The organism is uncultured Parabacteroides sp., assembly GCF_905196875.1.
Taxonomy (GTDB): Bacteria; Bacteroidota; Bacteroidia; order Bacteroidales; family Tannerellaceae; genus Parabacteroides.
The window spans coordinates 26,242-46,970 of the sequence record NZ_CAJJWO010000008.1 but is presented as its reverse complement, the minus strand read 5'-3'; the positions used below and the strand labels follow the sequence as shown (position 1 = coordinate 46,970).

Below are 20,729 nucleotides of genomic sequence, written 5' to 3'. Positions count from 1 at the left end.
TTCCACTTCAAGCCAAATCACCAATGAATATCAATACATTACATTTCCACTCACCAAACAAAGTTTTCCAAAACGAAAACCTCCCACTTTTCGAGGTTATCCAAAAACAGAAAAGGATGCCATACAAAATGACATCCTTTCAGACTATATTTTAAGGCTTTCTTAGCCTTTCAACTTAACTTCGATTTCTTCGACAGACGACCGGAAAGATTTGCTCGTTTCCATCTGATCTTTGATTGTTTTGCAGGCATGCAAAACTGTGGCATGATCTTTTTTACCTACTATCTTTCCGATATGGGAAAATGAACAATCGGTATACTTTTTGGCAAGATACATCGTAATCTGACGAGCTTGTACAATTTCACGCTTTCTGGAACGCGTCTGAATGACTGACTGATCCAGATTAAAGTAATTACACACAATTTCCTGAATCATCTGAACAGACAACTGTTTCTTTTCAAGACGAACCGCCTGGCTAACCACACGTTTGGTCAAAGGCAAATCTATTTCCTTATTATTAATGACAGCATTTGCCATCAGAGAAACAAGAATACCTTCCAGGTCACGAACATTTTCCGTTACGTTATTGGCTATAAAGTTGAATACTTCATCCGGAATAACGATTCCGTCATGATTGATCTTGTTTTTAAGAATCTTCTTTCTCAGATCAAGGTCCGGACGACTCAATTCAGCAGTCAAGCCCCATTTCAAACGAGTAATCAAACGCTCCTCCATTCCTTGTAAGTCGACAGGAGCCTTATCGGATGTAAGGATCAACTGTTTTCCTAACTGGTGAAGGTGATTAAATATATGGAAAAATGTGTTCTGTGTTTTATCCATACCGATCAACTCCTGGATATCATCCAATAGTAAGACATCGATATTCTGATAAAAGTTCAGGAAGTCATTTGTCGTATTCTTACGGATCGCATCAGTAAACTGTACACGGAAAAGATGAGACGAAACATATAACACTTTCTTATCTGGATGAAGTTCACGGATACGTGTTCCTATGGCATGACACAAATGTGTTTTACCCACCCCTGAAGGGCCAAAGATAAATAATGGATTAAATGTTGTCTTTCCAGGATTCTGAGCGACAGCTTCTCCCGCAGTACGTACTAATTTATTACTGGTTCCTTCAAAATAGTTTTCAAAGTTATATTTGGGATTCAATTGAGGATCCAAATCCTGAGGTGCAGTTTGTACAAATGGACTAGGAGCCTTGTTCGCATCTTTGGGAGTTATTTTCTTTACAGCTACTGAACCATTCTCTGCCGGATAATCTACCGTACCACCAGTCGTCTTATCTACCATAACACGGTAATTAAGAATCGTACCCTGACCGATAACACGATATAATGTAACCTTCAGTACATTTACGTATTTCTCTTCAAGATACTCATAAAAAAACTGGCTCGGTACCTGAATCGTAAATTTGTTATCCTCATACGATAGAGGTATGATCGGCATGAACCATGTGTTAAAAGCGGCCTCCGGCACGATGTCTTTTATGACAGCGAGGCATTTATTCCACAATGTCTGATATTCAGTTTGCATGATTTATTACTCTCCCAACTATAGCTTTTATATTTCTTTCGGACTACAAAGTTTAGAAATTAATTCGGAAAAAAAAAGCTCCGAATTATTTGGTTCTTTTGAATGTTCAATATCCCATTTAGCATCAAGCAGTTACAAGAAATACATCTGATTAACAAGCACTTACTATTCGCGATATTCAAGAGCCCTTTATTTTGGGGCACTTTTACTATCCACGCTTTCCCCCCTTTCCCTATGCAAAAAGACTCCGATGTCAGGTTATTTTCCTCTATCTAAAGGCCTTAAGCCTGCCTGAAATTAGGTTTGTATATTTTTTTCTTTAATTGGAATAATTCTAAATAACATTAGATGTTTTAATATTCCTTTCAGTTAAAAAACAGAAAAATGAACATATCTTTTCGGATTCTTCTTCAAGTCTATTAATAAATTGGAAGCATTCACCATTGTGCTATCCAGATTATCATATAAACTTCTGTCATTCAACAATAATCCGAGGCTATTATCTTTTTGATTCAACTTATCAGTAGTAAGCTTGAGGTTAGCCAATGTTGCATTTATCGAGTTAACTGTTGTAGCCAGATCCAACTCTTTCAGCCCGGCACTGACCTCATTAAAATTACCTGTTATCACTTTCAGATCCGATACAATTCCGGGAACGTCTTTGCTCAGCAAGACATTCAACTGACGAGTGGAAGCTTCCAGGTTACCAGTTGTTTTCTCAATATGATTCAGAGACTGGGCGATTGCCGGATGAGCAATCAACGTTTGCAGACCTCCCAGGATCGAATCTATCTTAGGTAACAGATCTGCCACACCAGGCAGAATTTTATCTTGTACAGCCTGCATCATATCTTCTTCCATCCGTCCTTCAAGCGTCGCTCCAGGCTTCAGATAATCTTTTACATACTTATTCAGGTGAATATGGAGTTCTCCTCCACTCAGCAAAGTCTTAATAATCGTAATATAACTACCCGAAGTTAGCTTCATCTCATCATCTAAACTGATTTCAACTGTTATTTTATCCGTATTTTCATAATCATAGGCAATGCTTCTAACCAATCCGACTTTAAAACCATCAATAAAAACAGGACTGGAAACAGTAACGTCCTTCACATTATGAAATGTAACAAAATAATGATTTACCGGCTTGAATAAATTTATTCCTTTCAGATAATTAATCCCGAAATACAGCAACGCCAGACTGATAATACTTACGAGTCCGATTTTTGCCTCTTTGGTCAGTATATTTTTCATCCCTTTAAATTATATGTTTCTTTATTTAATATTTCACCTTTTTGCCATCTTTAAAGGCTACGATAAACGCATCTTTAAAGTCCTTAGCTACCTGTCGGCGTAACTTCCTGATTGAATCAAAATCCGTTGTTTCGCCATAAGTATATTTATAAATTCCTTTTTCAACAAAGAAGTTCACATTCTTATATCCTTTAAACACTTTTGCCCCCGGAGAAAGTTTTTTATCGGAGGTAAGAATTTGCACTTTATAGATTATTTTACCTGTCGTATCTGACTTTTCCCTGGACGCCACCGTAGTCTGAGTCCGTTTTCTTTGTGAAGATGAATTTTTCTTTTTGTTAAGAATATCTTCCTCACTCCCTACCGGAGCATCAGAAAGATCGCTCCGTGTCTGCTTATCTTCACTTAACGCTGGGATATTACGGGTTTCCGATGATACAACCGAACTATTTGCACCTACAGAGACACCTCCCTGTTTTCTGTCATATTCTTTTTTGTATTTCGTAAAAGCATCACTAAGAGCACTAGCCAGTTTATTCTGTCCGTCCGACGACTTCATAAAACGTTCTTCTTCCCGGTTGGAGATATAACCAAGTTCTACCAAAACACTAGGCATACTTGTTTTCCTTAAAACCAGAAAACCTGCTTGCCTCACACCTCTGTCACCACGATTGGCCGAGGTGAAACACTTCTGAATTTCAGAAGCCAGGCTGATACTCTGCTCCATATGCTTATTCTGCATAAACTCGAATATGATATATGACTCGGAAGAATTAGGATCGAATCCTTCATATTTCTGCAGATAATTATCTTCTAATAAGATAGCAGAGTTTTCGCGCATAGCAACTGCCAGGTTCTCATCTGTACGGGCCAAACCTAAGGTATAAGTTTCAGTACCGCGGGCTGTACTTCCTTTTTTAACGGAGTTTGTGTGTATCGAGATAAACAGGTCAGCCTTATTCCGGTTGGCGATGTTGGCACGTTCATCCAGTTCTATGAAACGGTCAGTCTTGCGAGTATAAATAACTTTTACATCGTCATGGTTGGCAGAGATCTTCTCCCCCAGCTTTAAAGCGACCGACAGGTTTATTACCTTCTCATCAATAACAGTACCGCGTGCACCAGGGTCTTTCCCCCCGTGACCGGCATCGATCACGACAGTAAACGTTCTCTCCCTGGCCTGAACTCCAGACAAGGAAAGAAACAGGGCTATCAGCAAAGTTATATATAGAAAAGATCTTTTTGCCACGTTATACTTTTATTGCAAATTCGGGGCAAATGTAGCATTTTTTTACTGATTACGAGAAGTCTTTTTCTATAAATAATTGGTCGTCTCTTGTTTACAGTAATAGATCTATCAAATCCACTTAATTAGTAGGCTGCACTTTCTTTATCGTCCCATCCGGATTAAACTCCATACGATCGATACAAACCTCACGGTGTGTACCAGGACTTTCCTTCAGGTAATTTTTATTTATGCGGTGATATATAATATACCATTCATCCGTCCCGGGGATTTGCAGAACAGAGTTATGAGCCGGACCGTATATTCCCTTTGCCGGGTTCTGAACCAATATAACCGGATCATCGGCTACCGAAATAGGACCTAGCGGAGATTTGGATGTACCATAAGCAAGATGATAATTAGGCGATCCGGTATCGTCTACCGACCACAAAAAATAATAAAGCCCGTTCCGGTAAAACACATAAGGAGCTTCACGATAAGCATAATCCTGCAGAGTTCCTCCTTCCGGGGTCATCACGGTAATTGTTTTCTCTTTGAGAGAAGTCATATCTTTATTAAGTTCAGCCCCCGCCATATAGCCATTACCCCAATAAATATAAGGTTTGCCCGATACAGGATCGGTAAAGACATCGACATCGATCTGTTGCCCATGACCGACAGGAGACGATGTAATAATAGGATGTCCTAAGTCAACAAAAGGGCCTGTTGGCGAATCGGCAATGGCAACACCAATCTGTTTGCCACTATCATCATTCGGATTGCCGCTATAATAAAAGAAGTATTTATATTTCCCGTCTATCATTTTTTCTTCTATACAGGGTGCCCAAGCATTCCCGTTAGCCCAGGAGACCTGCCCGGATTTCAAATCGAGCATAGTTCCCTCGTCCGTCCAGTCTTTCAGGTTATCAGACGAAAAGACATTGAAACTCCAACCACCCCATCCATCGTGTCCATCCGTTGTCGAATAGATATAATATTTCTTTGTCTGTTGGGAATATAAGATTTCAGGATCGGCATGGAAACCAGGCAAGATTGGGTTATCGGGTAATTCACCCAGTTCGGCAGGTTTCCCCCACTTACCGGTGATACGTCTTAATTCATCGCGGGTAATAGGAATAATCGTTCCATGACGCGGATGGAAATTCATATTGACCTCACTGTCTATCACTTTGAAGCTCTTCAAATCAATTGTTTCTGTGAACTGATATTTGCCGGAAGTATAAACATCATACATCAAAATATATTTATCCTGATTGATCAGTTTAAAAGTGCCGGCACCCTCCACTGGTTTGTCCGTCTGCTGCTTATAATCTGGTTCTTCATTCCATTGACCGGATGTAAGCGAACGAGTGGTAGCAACTTTGATACCGTTTCCATGCCCTTCCGTTTTATAGAATAAATGATAGGTACCATCTTTATAAACAATATCTCCATCTATACAAGACAGTTTATTTTCGGGTATGAACAACGGCTTAGGTTCTCCTTCCAGGTCCGTAAAGTCGTTATTCGCATAAGCATAATAAATAACATCCGGGCCATCCCCATATTTCATCGACCAATACACCATATACTTTCCGGCTTCCGGATCAAAAACAGTTTGCGGAGCCCAGACACGTTTCAGCTTCTCCTGTCCGACATAGCGCTTCTGCATATTGATCACCGAATGAGACCAATTTACCAGGTCGGTAGATTTCAGTAAAACCATTGCCCGGTTAGAATCCCAGCCATTATCAGAGACCATATCGGTTACAACCATGTAAAAAGTTTTTCCGTCTTCCGAACGTAAAATATGAGGATCACGTACACCACCGGTAGAACTGATCACTTTGGAATCGATCACCGGTTTATTATCATTCAAAGCCCAGTAATTATATCCATCCATACTCACAGCAAAACAGACAGCTTCCTGGCTGATATGGTTTCCCGTAAAATAGGTAAACAGATACGCTACATAATCTTTTTCAAGAACTCTATCCGACGCAGATTGTGACTGAACGATCCACGGCAACAAACAACTAAACAGTAGTAAATAAATTCGGTTTCTCATGTTATTAATATCCTTTGGTTTTAACAATAATCTTAATGACAGACACAAAAGTACAATATACATTTAATAGAGATGGGGGAGAAATTAAGCAAAAAGGGAGACTTTTCAGTCAAAGAGAAGGGGAAAAGGCAATCTAAGAACAAAAAAGGGCAATTCTATGACGAACTGCCCTTTTAAATTTATATCGTTTACTGAATTATTCAGAAACCACTTCGAAAGGAATTTCAACAGAAACTTCTTTGTGAAGTTTAAGAATAGCTTTGTAGCTACCAACTTCCTTAACAGCTTCTTTGATATAGATAATCTTGCGTTCTACTTCGAAACCAGCCTTTGCCAAAGCTTCAGCAACCTGAATATTCGTTACAGAACCAAAGATTGTACCTGTTGAGCTGGTCTTTGCACCGATAGTCAATGCAACACCTTCCAACTTAGCAGCCAATGCCTGAGCGTCTTCTTTGATCTTAGCCAACTTGTGAGCACGTTGTCTCAGGTTTTCAGCTAATACTTTCTTAGCAGACTCAGAAGCGATTACTGCCTTACCCTGGGGGATTAGAAAGTTACGTCCGTAACCATCTTTTACTGTTACGATATCGTCTTTGTAACCTAAGTTGATTACATCTTCTTTCAAAATAACTTGCATATTCTGTCTCCTCTCTTTTTATTATTTCATTAAATCGGTTACGTAAGGAAGCAACGCCAGGTGACGAGCTCTTTTTACAGCCTGAGCAATACGACGCTGGAACTTCAAAGAAGTACCTGTGATACGACGCGGAAGAATTTTACCCTGTTCGTTCAGGAATTTCTTCAGGAATTCAGGATCTTTGTAATCGATATACTTGATACCGTTCTTTTTGAAACGGCAATATTTCTTTTTCTTAACGTCTACTGAAGGCGGAGTTAAATATCTGATTTCTGATTGAGTTGCTGCCATGATTAATTCTCCTTTACTGTTTCTTTAGATGATTTCAGATTTCTTCTCTTAGCGGCATATTCTGCTGCATATTTGTCCTGGCGGAAAGTCAGGAAACGGATTACACGTTCGTCACGACGGAACTGAACTTCCAAAGCGGCGATAGTTTCCGGATTTGCCTTGAATTCAACCAGCTGATAGAAGCCTGTTGTTTTCTTGTCGATAGGATAAGCTAATTTGCGCAATCCCCAATTTTCTTCGTTCACGATTTCAGCCCCCTGTTCTTTCAGGATGTTCGTGAATTTTTCTACCGCTTCCTTCATCTGTGCGTCAGACAAAACGGGAGTTAAAATGAAAACGGTTTCATAATTGTTCATAAAACGCTGTTTTATATTTGTTAGTACTTAAAAATTTGCGGGGCAAAGGTAAGGAGTTTTTTTTATTCTGCAAACTTTGTTTCAAAAAAAGCCATATCAGGACGAACTTCATGCCCATCAAAATCGACGGGATAAAGTGCACCTTCATTTTCAAGACGAACAATCATACGACGAAGCATATCAAGAGTCTTTACAGGATTCAAGGCTGATATTTCTTTTTGTTCTCCCGGATCTTCTACCAGATTGAACAAAAGACAATCCGGTCGCTCAAGATGTTCCGGGTTATAATAATAAACCAGCTTCCAATCTCCTTCCCGATAAACCGTAAAATAACTGCCACGATGGTTATGAGGAAAATGCATTAAAAAACAGTCCTCCCGTGTACGATCTGCCTTTCCGGTCAAAAGCGTTCTCAAATCTTGTCCGTCGACAGGATAAGAATCCGGGATTTCCACTCCGGCAAAAGTAGCCAAAGTTGGCAAAACATCCATTACAGTTCCCATTTGTGTCTGCACAGCTCCTTCGGCCACAGTAAATTGTTTTTGCCATTTATTAGATTTATCTGGTTTTGCCCAGGCTACGATACAAGGGACACGCATGCCTCCCTCAAATTCGGTTCCCTTTTTCCCCCGAAGCGGAGCTGAAGAAGAATATTCCCGGGAAGGACCAAGCGGAGCGTCAGATCCGTTATCCCCTAAAAAGAGAATCAATGTATTCTCCGCAATTCCCAAAGAATCGAGATGATCCATCATATCTCCAAGCGATTTATCCATTCCTTCGATCAGTGTGGCAAAAGACTTTGCATCTGCCGGTTTATCAGACGATTCATAATGAGCCGAAAAACGATTATCTGTTTCGAATGGATAATGAACGGCATAATGGGACATATAAAGAAAAAAAGGTGCTTTCTCCGCTATTGCCTGATCTATCTGTGCATTTGCTTCAATGGTCAGCGCCTCCGTCAAGAAAGTGTCCGTACCATGGTATTTTTCCAAATCCGGAACAGCACGTAGCTTATTGCCTTTTATATATCCATACCCAGATTTACCATAATAACTACCGGGAGAACCAATGGAAGATCCTGCTATTACCACATCAAAACCAAGATTCTGTGGGACCTCCCCTTCACTTTCTTTACAACCGAAGTGAGCTTTTCCTACATGGATCGTCCGGTATCCTTGTTTTTGGAGTAACCGGGGCAATGTCAGACTGTTCGTTTTCAGACCTTCCCAATTCCAATTGTAAGGGCCGTATTGATCACGATTATTAGACTCGGCTTTGATCCAGTTCGTTGTATGATGCCGTGTAGCATTCTGGCCTGTCATAATCGAAGCACGTGAAGGAGAACTCACACTTTGGGCATAAAAAGTAGAAAAACGTATTCCTCGTTGTGCCAGTCTCTCCATATTCGGAGTCCGATACCAATCATTCAAAGGGTAACGAACCGGATTTCCATTCTTATCTGTCAGAAAAGGAAGCGACGTATCCATTACTCCCATATCATCAACCAGGAATACTATTATATTAGGACGTTCCTGAGCCCCTATCAACTGACTCGACAGAATCAATCCTCCCATCAATAGACTTTTCATATTATTCAAAATTTCACTTATTTACACTGAAAAGTAACTTTAATCAATTAAGCTTTTCTAAAAGGGTCTTTCTTCCGAATTACTTTCCATACCCAGGATTAAGCATTGTAGGAATCGGAGCCTCTACCTTTTGTTTCCATATCTGCAACCAATCGAACAATTCATCCCGCTTGTCTTTATTCTGCAAAGCCAGATTCTCCTTTTCAGACACGTCCGTCCGGATATTATACAGTTCAACATTTCCAGTTTCGTAATTTTCGATAAGTTTCCAATCATCCATTCGAATCACGGAAACCGGTCGTGTACGAAAACCATCACTACCAGTCTCTTCCGTTTCTTTTTCATTTCCTTCCAAATAAGCAGGAAAATGCCAAAACAACGGCCTTCCCTTAAAACTTGTTTCATTCCCCTCCAACAACGGAAGAAGACTGACTCCATCCAACAGTAAGTCAGACCGTCTTACTCCTGCTATTTCCAAAAATGTGGGAAACAAATCGAGCTGCATGACCGGCATATTACAAATTTCCCGTTTTTCATATTTACCTTTCTGATAAATAACCATCGGTATTCGAATTCCTCCTTCATAAAAAGAACCTTTTCCTGCTCTTAAAGGCCACTGACGTGATATTCCATATACACCTCCATTATCTGAGGTAAATACAATAAAAGTATTTTCCTCTATTCCCAAAGCCTGTACCTCATCAAGGACTCTTCCGATATTCCAGTCCATATTCTCCACCATAGCGGCATAAACCGGATTATTGTGAGCCGATGTTGATGGCTTTTTTCTATATTTATCAATCAGGTCAGCTTTTGCTTGTAAAGGAGTATGCACTGCATATGTCGCATAATATAGAAAGAATGGTTTACTCTTATCTACTTCCCGAAGATAATCAACAGCTTCCGAACCTAACCGATCCATCAAATACTCCCCTTCCGGACCATTTGTCAAATCTTCATTATAATAAGGAGAAAAGTAGCTAACAGGATGTCCGGCATGATTTCCGGCAATATTAACATCGACGCCATTTTGCTGCGGATCTTCAGTTACGTGCCATTTTCCAATATGGCAAGTCTGATAACCGGAATTTTTCAATACTTCCGGAAGAAGCCGGATACCCGACTCCAATGATGTCCGGTTCGGAATTGCAACCAATTTACGTTTACTGGCATCACCACGGTTAGGTTCCCCGACCGTATAAATACCATGGCGAGGTGTATACATCCCTGTCAGTAAACAAGCACGACTGGGAGCACTGTTAGCTGCACCGGCATAGGCTTCATTCATCCAGATACCTTTTTCACGAAGACGATCGATATTCGGAGTTTCGTAATATTGGCTTCCGTTATTACTCATATCCGTCCAACCCAAATCATCTATATTGATCAGTATGATATTCGGACGATCGGATGCTACTGCGAGGCAAGGAACTAAACCTGCAAAAGCCGTATAATATAATATGTATTTTTTCATGGTACATCGTTTTTACAGGCAGACATGTAAAAATCATATCTGCCTGAACTTTACCTATGCTTACTTATCCCAAGGTTGTTGAAAACCTTTCTGCATCTCCTGTTCGAGGATCTTTTTAAATGCAGAGACTTTGTCAGGATGTAAGGATGACAAATTATTCTTCTCACCAATGTCCTCACGAAGATTATAAAGCTGATCTTCTTTTGAGTTGCCAAGTTCCGTATTTGTCAGCTTATTATATGCAGGTCCATTATTCGGGGTGATATATTTCCATTCGCCGTCACTGATAGATAATGAACCGGAAGATTCGATTACATATTCACGTCCTCTCTGACTTTTGCCGGTCAATACTGTCAGGTAGTCATGGCTATCCGATCCAGCTTCCGCACTCATCTCCTGACCTGTCAGCTTTTCCATCGATGCGAACATATCGATATGAGAAAATAAAGCATTGGATACACCCGGTTTTACCCGCTCAGGCCAGCAAACAATAAACGGGATACGTGTACCAGCTTCAAAGTTACTGTATTTACCACCACGGAAATCCCCCCAGGGACGATGATCGCCTAAAAGTTCCACGGCACGATCCGCATATCCATCGTCGACAACAGGACCATTATCGCTCGTTAATACAATCATTGTGTTTTCATAAATACCAGCGGCCTCAAGTGCCTTTATGATCTCGCCGACAGTCCAGTCGAATTGCAGGATTGCATCCCCCCGATACCCCATGCCACTTTTATCACGAAAACGTTCATGCGGATAACGCGGAACATGGACATCGTTCGTTCCAACATACAGGAAGAAAGGAGCATCCTTATGCAGGTCGATAAACCGGACAGCCTTAGTCGCAATCGAATCGGCAATATTTTCATCCTCCCAAAGAGCCGTACCGCCTCCCTTCATATAACCTATACGAGAGATGCCGTTCACAATTGCCATATCATGTCCATGATTAAGAGAAGGTTTCAGCTTGGTTAAAAGCTCCGGATGATCTTTACCTAAAGGTTCTCCGGGGAAAGGTTCTTTATAACTGACAGATATAGGAGCCGACGGATCATAATTGGCAACTTTCTGGTTTTCCATCCACACACAGGGGACACGGTCGCCTGTAGCAGCCATCAAATAAGAATAGTCAAAGCCCAGATCACCCGGTCCGGGTGTCACCGTGCCGTTCCAATCCTGCGTACCAGCTTCTGCTCCCATCCCTAAATGCCATTTACCGATCGCACCGGTAGTATAACCGGCAGACTTAAATATATCGGCTACTGTCGTTTGCTCCGGACGAATGACCATGCCCGCATCTCCTGTCGCAATCCCGGTATCGTTACGCCGCCAGCTATAAAGCCCTGTAAACAAAGAATAACGGGAAGGAGTACTGGTCGATGCGACCGCATGTGCATCTGTAAAACGTAACCCATCAGAAGCCAGACGGTCTACATTCGGCGTACTGATACGATGGGCGCCATAGCAACTCATATCACCATATCCCAAATCGTCAGCCACAATAAAGATCACATTGGGTTGTGCTTTCGCCTGCTTACTTTCACCGGATTTGGAAGCTGAACCACCACAGCTTGCAAGAGAGACCAAGCTTAATCCATATATTAATTCCAATTTAATATCCATACTATCTCTATTTTTTATTCGTATTTCTTTTCTTTATAATCAAAAGGCCGCCCCACTCTCATGAGACAGCCTTTGATTCCTATCATCATCCAAAATCAGTCTTCAAAGGTGTCAACGTAAATTCGGATTAATATTCTTTTCAGCTAATGGGATCGGCCAGATATCCTGTCCTTTCTGGAAACTACGTGTGTTTACATACCAACGGTTATGCGGATCCGGTTGCCCGTCTTTCATCTTCATCAAACTCTGATCCGACACATAGAACGGTGAACCGTAAATATCAGCATTCAACTTCTCTTCTGCAATACCCCAACGGAACAAATCCCACAATCTCCATCCTTCGAAAGCCAATTCTATCATTCTTTCTTTCTGAATCAGTTTAAACAGCTTATCCGGATTCGTTTCTGTCAATGCCGGCATGCCTACACTCTGACGCCCCCGAACTGCATTGATTGTCTGATCCAGCAACTGCTGCGTGATCGCTTGACCACCACGAACTTTGGCTTCAAGATACATTAACAAGACATCGGCATAACGCGCCAACGGAACATTTACGCCATAAGAGTTGACATCTCCGCTCCAGGACTCATCCAGGAATTTACGCAAAAGATATCCCGTTTGCGTTGTCTGCCCCGGTCCGATTTTATCAGCAGTCGTGCTCTCCGGATTACAACGATACACAGAACCTCTAAAAGTAGCACCTTCATAATAAAGCGTATAATCCAGACGAGGATCGCGGTTCGCTCCGAAATTAGTCTTATCGAAACGTACATCTTCATAACTGAAAGGCGTTCCATCCAGAAAATCGTATGCTTCAAACAAGAAGTTCGAGATATTCACCAAACACCAGCCACCGTCTTTGATCGGATAAGCATGTTGCGGCAAACCTATACCGGCAAGATCATCAACAAACTGAGTAGCAAAAATATGCTCACTGCTACCTTCTCCGGATTGATAAAACAAGGTTTGATAATTCGGGTCCAGCGTATTATCCCCCCAGGAAATAATCTGTTCGCAAGCAGCCGCAGCATTCGTAAAATCTTCCATCACGAGATATGTACGTGCAAGATAGACCAACGCAGCCTGAGCCGTAGCCCGTCCCTGCTCCGAAGAGGGCAAATCTTTATGACGGGGTAGTATTTCAGAAACAGCTTTCAGCTCATCCGCCGCATATTTCAGAACCTCAGCCCGTGCAGATTTCGTCACGCTATTTGCTTCCTCCAGAGTCATTGTTTTAGTCACAAGAGGAACATCATGATAAAAAGAAGCCAGATAAAAATACTGAACCGCGCGGATAAAACGAGCTTCAGCTTTCATTCGTTCCATCTCAGCACTCTCATTGGTCAGTGCATCCAAACCATCAATAAAACGACAACAAGCACTTATTCGCTTATAAGGTTTCTGATAAAGATTGGTAACCCATAGATTGGTTTCCGTAATTGTTCCGGCAGTCAACTGCCCTATCGCATTATTAAAACCGCGACGATCATAACCTATATCGGATATCCCATCAAAAAGAATCGTTGCACTATATGCCCACCAGTCAGAGACATTGTAATCAACTCCCAAAGTAATACCTCCGCGATATAAACCATTCAAAGCTAATTTTACATTCGCCTCATCATGGTAAAAAGTTTCTTCACTAAAGCTAGTCAACGGATAGCGATCCATGTCACAACCACCCAGCAATAACAGAGAAACTGCTGCCAGACCAATCGTTCTTATTATTTTATTTGATTTAATCATTGTATACATACTCATAACCTCCATTAAAATTTAAGATTCACGCCAAATGTGAAATTACGTAAAACAGGATAGAATTGTCCTCCACTATAGGAATCGTCTTTAGCCGAATTAATTTCAGGATCCCAGCCATCCGGATAACTATGGAATGTATATGGGTTTTCCGCAGCTGCATAAACACGTAAACTTGAAATCACCGAATTTTGCAACCACTTCTTCGGAAGTGTATATCCCAGCTGTATATTTTTGATACGCAGATAAGAAGCATTACGAACCCAATAGTCAGAAGTCTGTGTATTATGTCCACCCGCAGTTCCGATATTCTCCAGACGTGGGTACTTCGCATAACGATTCGGATTTTCCGGATCGAAAGCTTCTTCCATCTGCCATTTCTGCACATTACCTTCTGAGAAGAATGCCCAGGCAGCATAATTATTCAACATACCTTTCACACCGGCAACACCCTGTAAGAAGATATTCAGGTCAAAACCTTTATAAGCAGCATTCAAAGAGACACCAAATGTATATTTCGGGATTCTGGAACCCAGATAAACACGGTCATAGGTTGCATCGACTTTTCCATCAGGAACACCGTCCGGACCGGAAATATCTTTGTAACGAATATCACCAGGCTTTGTATTTGCGTGATTTCTACCGAATGCAGACTGGTCCGTATGAGCAAACCATGCATCGATATCAGCCTGATCTGTAAATACGCCATCAGTCAGATAACCGTAATACATTTGCATCGGATACCCGATGAACAGATCGGAACCGTTACCAACCATGCCATTCGGTTGATCCACATTACCCACTCCCAGTGATTTCACTTCGTTATTGATAATACTAAAATTAGCATTTACACCATAACTGAACCCACCGATCGTATTTCTGTGTCCTACTTCAAACTCCCAACCATGATTGAGCGCTTCACCTGTATTGACCTCGCTCATGTTAAGTCCGAAAATAGAAGAAGCACTGGCATTCGGCTTAAACAAAATGTCGTATGTATAACGATGAAAATAAGAGATATTGGCACTCAGCAAGCCATTCCACAAAATAGACTCGAAACCGGCATCGACCGTACGTGTTGTTTCCCACTTCAATCTGGGATCCGTATAGTTGACCAATTGTGCCCCTTGCTGTATAACACCTCCAAGCGGATAGTTATATTCATTACCCAGCACATAGACAGAGTGGTAAGCATAATCACCGATATTATTATTACCCAGAATTCCGACAGATGCTTTCAACTTCAGGTTGCTAATGAACGATAGTTTTTCATTCTCCTTCATGAAGTTTTCTTCCGAAATACGCCAGCCAATAGCTCCTGAAGGGAAAAATGCATAACGGGAATCCGACGGGAAGCGGGAAGAACCGTCATAACGCATGGTTACTTCTGCCAGATAACGCTCCGCATAGTTATATTGAGCACGTCCGAAAACAGACTGGATCACCCAATCTTTACCACCGCCAGTATTCGTCTGTACATCCGGCGAACCAACCGTTAGATACGGATAGTTATTGTTCGGGAAGTTTTGGCGTCCTGCTTCCAGGTCACGTTCCCTTTCATCTTCCCAGGAGTAACCGATCAATACATCCAGGTTATGCAATTCATTAAAAGTCTTCACATAATTAGCTGTCGCCTGGAATGACTTATATTCTGTATTTTTATTCTTCTCCGTCAATTTAGATGGGCCTAACGTATTAATCGTCCCGTCAATATTCACCGGAAGAGTCGCTTTATAATCTTTCTCCTGTGCATTCGTAAAATTATACGCTCCGGTAGCAGTCAACTTCAAACCTTTTATCGGTTCATAATCCAGACTGACAGTAGCATTAAAGCGTTTAACGGGATCTTCCGAGAAAGACTCGGAAGCCAGCCAGGCTTTCGGAGTACCAAAGTTTTTAACACCCGGTCCCCAAGTTCCGTCACTAAGAACAGACGGACGATATCCCGGAAAACGTAATCCCTGCTGGATCAACAACAACATTCCGTCGCCATCGATAGCACCTGCCGTACCCGGTTCTTTGGTCGTTGCATGATCACCACGCATACGGACCGTCATTTTCAGATTATCAGTCAAATTGGATGTCAGGTTTACGCGAGCCGTATATCGGGAATAGTTATTTCCCGGAACTATACCATCCTGACTCAAATAGCCGAATGAGGTAAAATACTGGCTACGATCGTTACCGCCCGTAACAGATATATCATGGCCGGTTTGAAAACCGTTTCCTGAAAAAATATCATCGGCAAACTTCTCATTTGCCCAACGGTCCGGTTGGCTACCGTCACGCATGGATTGGATATCTGCATCGGTAAAGCGGGTAATACCTTCAGCCTGATTCAACAAACGGGCATAATCCCATGAATCTACATATTGAGGCAGTTCTGTTGCCCGGTTAAAACCGACATAACCGTTGTAGGAGATCGCTACTTTCTGTTCTTTACCCAGCTTAGTCGTCACCAACACAACACCATTCGCCGCACGTGCTCCATAGATTGCAGCTGTAGAAGCATCTTTCAGGACAGAAACCGATTCAATATCATTCGGATTAATATCCGTCATATTACCAGGAATACCATCGATCAATACCAACGCATCCGGTGTCGCACCAAAAGAACCGACACCACGTACACGAATCGTACCAGTATTATCACCCGGACGTCCTCCCGGCTGGGTAATCGTTACACCCGGCATCTGACCAGTCAATGCGGAAACGACAGAAGAAGTCGCACGATTCTCCAGTTTTTCAGCACCTACCATCGCAATAGATCCGATCACATTCACCTTTTTCTGTGTACCGTATCCTACAACCACGACTTCATCCAATGCCTGGGAATCTTCCTTCAGAACAACGGCCAATACAGATTCGTTGCCTACTTTCATTTCCTGCTCTACGTAACCTATATAAGTAATGGATAAAACAGCTCCGGACGGAACTTCAAGGCTAAACTTCCCGTCCAGATCCGTTACAGTTCCGTTCGTTGTTCCCTTTACAATTACATTCGCCCCGATCACAGGATATCCGGTCTGGTCGACAACTGTTCCGGTGATCTTACGGTCCTGTTGGGTTGCTTGTGCGGAAGCATTCTCACCTCTTTCGGACAAAACGATATTCACGCCTTCCAACTTAAAGGTCAACCCTGTGTTTTTCAAAATAGTTTCTAAGACTTCACGGACAGAAACGTCCGACACATTCACTGATACATTCTGTTTCAAATCGATGTTTCGATTTGAAATAAACAGATAGTCTGTTTGACTTTCGATAGCTTCAAGAACTTCGCTCAAATGAGCCTGTTGCTTGTTCAAACTGACTTTTGCATTTTGAGAGTTTGCCGGATTAGCAAACGCAAAAGCTGAACATAATAACAAAAAACCCGTCGTTAACTTCATAACTCTACCCGTTTGTTTTCCTCCCGAATCTTTTTCTTCTAAAGACCCGGATAAAAAAAGTTTTTTCATACCTTTGTTTACGATTTTAAATTAGTAAGTATATTTATAAATGTACTGCTTGACCGGTAGTTGTTAGCGCAACTGCCGGTTCTTTTTGTCAGCGTGTTTTTTCATGTTCTTTTCCTCATAGGCAATTCCATTTTTTATTAGTTAATATATATAATGTTAGTTTCTTCATCGCGCTTATAAGTGAATGGAAAATCGTTCTGCAACACACGTAAGGCGTGGTCTACCCCATCCGAAATACGCAGCTTCCCATGATATCCAAGATCACCGACTTTCTGGTTATTAACCACAATCCGGACATCATAAAATTTCTCAAACAATTCCATAACAGCATCAAACGATTTATTCTCAATATAAATCAGACCGTCTTTCCAACGGCAACTATTCCCGTCGGTTGTAGAAGATACTTCCAGACGGCCTCCCACCAACTGAGCTGTTTGTCCGGGCGAGAGAAAAACGGCTTCGGGATCTGTCGAATTATATAGTTTCACTTTTCCGTTGTAAAGCATTGTCCTGAATGCCGGCTTATCGGCATAAGCTTCTACATTGAAAGTCGTACCCAACACCTCTACATTATATTTATCCGTTTTTACAATGAAAGGTTTCTTGTCTTTTACCACCTCAAAATAAGCTTCCCCGTCCAATATGATTTCCCTGTTTTTAGAAGAGAATGCGATGGGATAGCGCAAAGTCGTATTGGCATTCAACCAGACACTCGTTCCATCCGGCAAGATAATGTTCGTCCGATTACCGACAGGAACATACACAGTCTGGACAGCATGCAGCAGTTGTTCGTTCCGATAAGTGTCATAAGCATAGAAACCACCCAGCAAAAACAACACCGATGCAGCAATCCCCACATAACGGACGATCCGCGGAGAAAGATGAAAATACTTTTTACGGGCCAATGCCTGTTCGTCTACCAACAAAGAAGCATCGAACCGAATCCTTTCGTTTATGAAAACCCGGCGATTGGCTTCATCAGTTTCCAACCATTGCCGTATCTCTTCTTTTTCAGGCTCCGGGCTTTGTCCTAAAAAGTAACGTGTCAATATATGTCGATCCATTTGCATCTATATTCTTTTGTGTATACAATAATAGAGCAACCGATCAGGCAAAAATCCCAAACAACTATGGCACTTTTTTCAAAAAAAATTCAATTAAAGAATAAAAGGAGAAAGGGGACGTAGTCTTTCAGGCGATATTTAAGATGGTCATTCGCCTTATTTATATGGTAATCGATTTTCTGCTGGGAGACACCCAACAGTTGGGCAATTTCTTTCCTGGGTTTATTTTTCAGTCTGTTTAACAAAAAGATCTCCCTGGTTTGTTCGGGCAACTCAGCCAGGGAGTCTTCTACTATCTTGAGAATATCTTTTGTAAAAATAGTTGCATAGCTTTCACTCTCCAACGTCTGGATACGCATATCGATCTCCCAGTCGTACAAATTGGCATAATTCTTACTATACTCCCATTCTACCTGCACATGCTTCAGGTAATTAAGGCATTTATTCTTTACCGACTGAAGTATATAACCTAACACATCCATGTCTGCCGCCAGCTTATGCCGGTTTTCCCAATAATAAAGCAAAGCATCATGGGTCATATCTTCAGCCGTCGGTTTATCATTCACATAATAATAAGCATATCTTACAAAACGCTGGTAATACGTATTGTAAAACGTTGCAAAGTTCATTTCAGAATTGACTTCCAAAGGATTTATTATGTCTCTATAGGTACTCAAAGATGTATTAGTTTTCTCACTATGCAAAAATAGCTAATTTTATGATAGCTACCACTAAATAGACCTAAGTTGTCAGATAGAGCCAGAGAAGAACGGCTTCAGCACATTCCCTTTCGCATCCTCCGGATAAAGCGCCCCTTCGGCTTCGAGCTGTGCCGTCATTGCTTTTATCATCTTTACCAATAATTTAGGATTTCTTTCCGATACATCGAGCGATTCGCCCGGATCTTTCTTCAGGTTATACAGACGGTAACGGGGTTCTGATGGATTTTCCGGGTTATAATAATAGATCAGTTTCCAGTCTCCTTCTATATAGGTCGTAAAGTAACTTCCCCGGTGTTCATGCGGGAAATGCATCAGGACAGTTTCCGGACGGCTATTGTTTCTCTTCCCTTCCAATTGTTCCCGCAAGTCGATACCATCCACAATATGTCCCTGCGGATTTTTTGCTCCGCCCAAAGAAACAAGTGTCGGATAAATATCCATTACAGTTCCCATCTGCAACTGGACTCCTCCCACTTCAATCGGTAATTGCTTCTGAACCGGATTATTCATATCCGGCTTACCCCAGCAGGCGATAAACGGAACGCGAACCCCTCCTTCAAATTCGGAACCTTTCTTTCCGCGCAAAGGAGCAGAAGAAGTGTAGCCCTTATCATCCCCCAAAGGAGCATCGGAACCATTGTCCCCCAGGAATATTATTAATGTGTTTTCAGCAATCCCCATTTCTTCCAGATGATCCATAATATCACCCAGTGATTTATCCATTCCTTCGATCAACGTAGCAAAATCGGCCGCCACTTTCGGCTTTCCCGTATATCGGTAATGATCGGCAAATCGCTTGTCAGCCTCGAAAGGAGAATGCACTGCATAATGGGACATATATAAGAAGAAAGGTTTCTTTTCCCCTACCGCCTGCGAAATCTGTTCGTTCGCTTCCAATGTAAGGGCTTCACTCAGGAAGGTATCCGTACCATGATACTTTTGTAAGCCCGGTACGGCACGAGCTTTTTGTCCTTTGATATTTCCATATCCGTTCTCTCCGTAATAACTACCCGGATGTCCGATAGAGGAACCGGCAATATTCACATCGAAACCGATATTTTGCGGAAGTTCACCTTCGCTATTCTGGCAACCGAAGTGAGCCTTGCCGACATGGATCGTTTTATATCCGGCATCATGCAACACACGGGGTAATGTTGCATCATTCTTCGATATTCCTTTCCAGTTCCATGCCGTAGGTCCGTAAGGTGTTTTGTTGTTTGTTTCGGAATTGATCCAGTTAGTTGTTCCATGCCGGGTCGAGTTTTGCCCGGTCATGATGGATGCACGGGAAGGGGAACTGACACTCTGCGCATAGAAAGTAGAAAAGCGGATTCCCTGACGAGCCATACGCTCCATATTCGGTGTCTGATACCAGTCGTTCAACGGATAACGAACCGGATTACCGGCTTCATCCGTCAGAAACGGCAACGAGGTATCCATCAAGCCCATATCATCGACCAGAAAAACAATAATATTCGGACGCTCTTGTGCCATAAGCGGCTGTCCGGCTAAACATAAAAGAGTTGATACGCATAGAGTTTTTTTCATGATATTTATTTTATAAGATTATCCCTAGAAGATCTGTTATTCGAATGACTGCAAATTTAAACAATATCTCCTAAACCTGAAGCTTCTACTCTC

15 protein-coding genes are annotated in these 20,729 nt (G+C 41.8%); all 15 read right to left on the bottom strand.

The features are described from left to right. Nucleotides 1-162 precede the first annotated feature (162 nt). Nucleotides 163-1,560 (bottom strand): chromosomal replication initiator protein DnaA, encoded by a 1,398-nt coding sequence (gene dnaA, locus QZ076_RS04805; RefSeq protein ID WP_293710796.1) that lies wholly within the window; start codon nucleotides 1,558-1,560, stop codon nucleotides 163-165. Between the two features lie 369 nt (nucleotides 1,561-1,929). After that, the gene (locus tag QZ076_RS04800; protein ID WP_293710794.1) at nucleotides 1,930-2,814 is read right to left on the bottom strand and encodes an MlaD family protein; all 885 of its coding nucleotides are present in this window, start codon (nucleotides 2,812-2,814) and stop codon (nucleotides 1,930-1,932) included. Nucleotides 2,815-2,839: 25 nt separating this feature from the next. Then, a complete protein-coding gene (locus tag QZ076_RS04795) occupies nucleotides 2,840-4,063 on the bottom strand; it encodes an N-acetylmuramoyl-L-alanine amidase (RefSeq protein ID WP_293710792.1) in 1,224 nt (407 codons plus the stop codon). A gap of 118 nt (nucleotides 4,064-4,181) precedes the next feature. Continuing rightward, nucleotides 4,182-6,107 (bottom strand): family 43 glycosylhydrolase, encoded by a 1,926-nt coding sequence (locus tag QZ076_RS04790; RefSeq protein ID WP_293710790.1) that lies wholly within the window; start codon nucleotides 6,105-6,107, stop codon nucleotides 4,182-4,184. A gap of 196 nt (nucleotides 6,108-6,303) precedes the next feature. Next, nucleotides 6,304-6,747 carry a 50S ribosomal protein L9 gene (gene rplI / locus QZ076_RS04785; RefSeq protein ID WP_075558740.1) on the bottom strand — a complete coding sequence of 148 codons (444 nt, stop codon included), beginning with the start codon at nucleotides 6,745-6,747 and terminating at the stop codon, nucleotides 6,304-6,306. 21 nt (nucleotides 6,748-6,768) lie between these two features. Continuing rightward, a complete protein-coding gene (rpsR, locus tag QZ076_RS04780; protein WP_007654155.1) occupies nucleotides 6,769-7,038 on the bottom strand; it encodes a 30S ribosomal protein S18 in 270 nt (89 codons plus the stop codon). A gap of 2 nt (nucleotides 7,039-7,040) precedes the next feature. After that, on the bottom strand, nucleotides 7,041-7,394 hold the full coding sequence (rpsF, locus tag QZ076_RS04775) for a 30S ribosomal protein S6 (RefSeq protein WP_293710788.1): 354 nt from the start codon (nucleotides 7,392-7,394) through the stop codon (nucleotides 7,041-7,043). Nucleotides 7,395-7,456: 62 nt separating this feature from the next. Further along, a complete protein-coding gene (locus QZ076_RS04770; protein ID WP_293710906.1) occupies nucleotides 7,457-8,971 on the bottom strand; it encodes a sulfatase in 1,515 nt (504 codons plus the stop codon). A 94-nt stretch (nucleotides 8,972-9,065) separates the two neighbouring features. Then, on the bottom strand, nucleotides 9,066-10,460 hold the full coding sequence (locus tag QZ076_RS04765; RefSeq protein ID WP_293710786.1) for a sulfatase: 1,395 nt from the start codon (nucleotides 10,458-10,460) through the stop codon (nucleotides 9,066-9,068). Nucleotides 10,461-10,520: 60 nt separating this feature from the next. Continuing rightward, nucleotides 10,521-12,089 carry an arylsulfatase gene (locus QZ076_RS04760; protein ID WP_293710784.1) on the bottom strand — a complete coding sequence of 523 codons (1,569 nt, stop codon included), beginning with the start codon at nucleotides 12,087-12,089 and terminating at the stop codon, nucleotides 10,521-10,523. A gap of 111 nt (nucleotides 12,090-12,200) precedes the next feature. Next, nucleotides 12,201-13,835, bottom strand: coding sequence for a RagB/SusD family nutrient uptake outer membrane protein (locus tag QZ076_RS04755; RefSeq protein WP_293710782.1), 1,635 nt, complete (start codon nucleotides 13,833-13,835; stop codon nucleotides 12,201-12,203). 23 nt (nucleotides 13,836-13,858) lie between these two features. After that, nucleotides 13,859-17,233 carry a TonB-dependent receptor gene (locus QZ076_RS04750; RefSeq protein ID WP_293710780.1) on the bottom strand — a complete coding sequence of 1,125 codons (3,375 nt, stop codon included), beginning with the start codon at nucleotides 17,231-17,233 and terminating at the stop codon, nucleotides 13,859-13,861. A 206-nt stretch (nucleotides 17,234-17,439) separates the two neighbouring features. Continuing rightward, entirely contained in the window at nucleotides 17,440-18,366 is a 927-nt protein-coding gene (locus tag QZ076_RS04745) for a FecR domain-containing protein (protein ID WP_293710778.1), read from the bottom strand. A gap of 89 nt (nucleotides 18,367-18,455) precedes the next feature. Continuing rightward, nucleotides 18,456-19,013 carry an RNA polymerase sigma-70 factor gene (locus QZ076_RS04740; protein ID WP_293710776.1) on the bottom strand — a complete coding sequence of 186 codons (558 nt, stop codon included), beginning with the start codon at nucleotides 19,011-19,013 and terminating at the stop codon, nucleotides 18,456-18,458. A 102-nt stretch (nucleotides 19,014-19,115) separates the two neighbouring features. Beyond that, nucleotides 19,116-20,636 (bottom strand): sulfatase, encoded by a 1,521-nt coding sequence (locus QZ076_RS04735; RefSeq protein WP_293710775.1) that lies wholly within the window; start codon nucleotides 20,634-20,636, stop codon nucleotides 19,116-19,118. Nucleotides 20,637-20,729 lie beyond the last annotated feature (93 nt).

Bases quoted from the DNA above. Each gene is read 5' to 3' on its own strand.
- QZ076_RS04745 (WP_293710778.1), bottom strand. From the start codon at position 18,366: ATGGATCGACATATATTGACACGTTACTTTTTAGGACAAAGCCCGGAG.
- QZ076_RS04735 (WP_293710775.1), bottom strand. From the start codon at position 20,636: ATGAAAAAAACTCTATGCGTATCAACTCTTTTATGTTTAGCCGGACAG.
- QZ076_RS04750 (WP_293710780.1), bottom strand. From the start codon at position 17,233: ATGAAGTTAACGACGGGTTTTTTGTTATTATGTTCAGCTTTTGCGTTT.
- QZ076_RS04760 (WP_293710784.1), bottom strand. From the start codon at position 12,089: ATGGATATTAAATTGGAATTAATATATGGATTAAGCTTGGTCTCTCTT.
- QZ076_RS04790 (WP_293710790.1), bottom strand. From the start codon at position 6,107: ATGAGAAACCGAATTTATTTACTACTGTTTAGTTGTTTGTTGCCGTGG.
- dnaA (WP_293710796.1), bottom strand. From the start codon at position 1,560: ATGCAAACTGAATATCAGACATTGTGGAATAAATGCCTCGCTGTCATA.
- QZ076_RS04770 (WP_293710906.1), bottom strand. From the start codon at position 8,971: ATGGGAGGATTGATTCTGTCGAGTCAGTTGATAGGGGCTCAGGAACGT.
- QZ076_RS04765 (WP_293710786.1), bottom strand. From the start codon at position 10,460: ATGAAAAAATACATATTATATTATACGGCTTTTGCAGGTTTAGTTCCT.
- QZ076_RS04800 (WP_293710794.1), bottom strand. From the start codon at position 2,814: ATGAAAAATATACTGACCAAAGAGGCAAAAATCGGACTCGTAAGTATT.
- rpsR (WP_007654155.1), bottom strand. From the start codon at position 7,038: ATGGCAGCAACTCAATCAGAAATCAGATATTTAACTCCGCCTTCAGTA.
- rplI (WP_075558740.1), bottom strand. From the start codon at position 6,747: ATGCAAGTTATTTTGAAAGAAGATGTAATCAACTTAGGTTACAAAGAC.
- QZ076_RS04755 (WP_293710782.1), bottom strand. From the start codon at position 13,835: ATGATTAAATCAAATAAAATAATAAGAACGATTGGTCTGGCAGCAGTT.
- rpsF (WP_293710788.1), bottom strand. From the start codon at position 7,394: ATGAACAATTATGAAACCGTTTTCATTTTAACTCCCGTTTTGTCTGAC.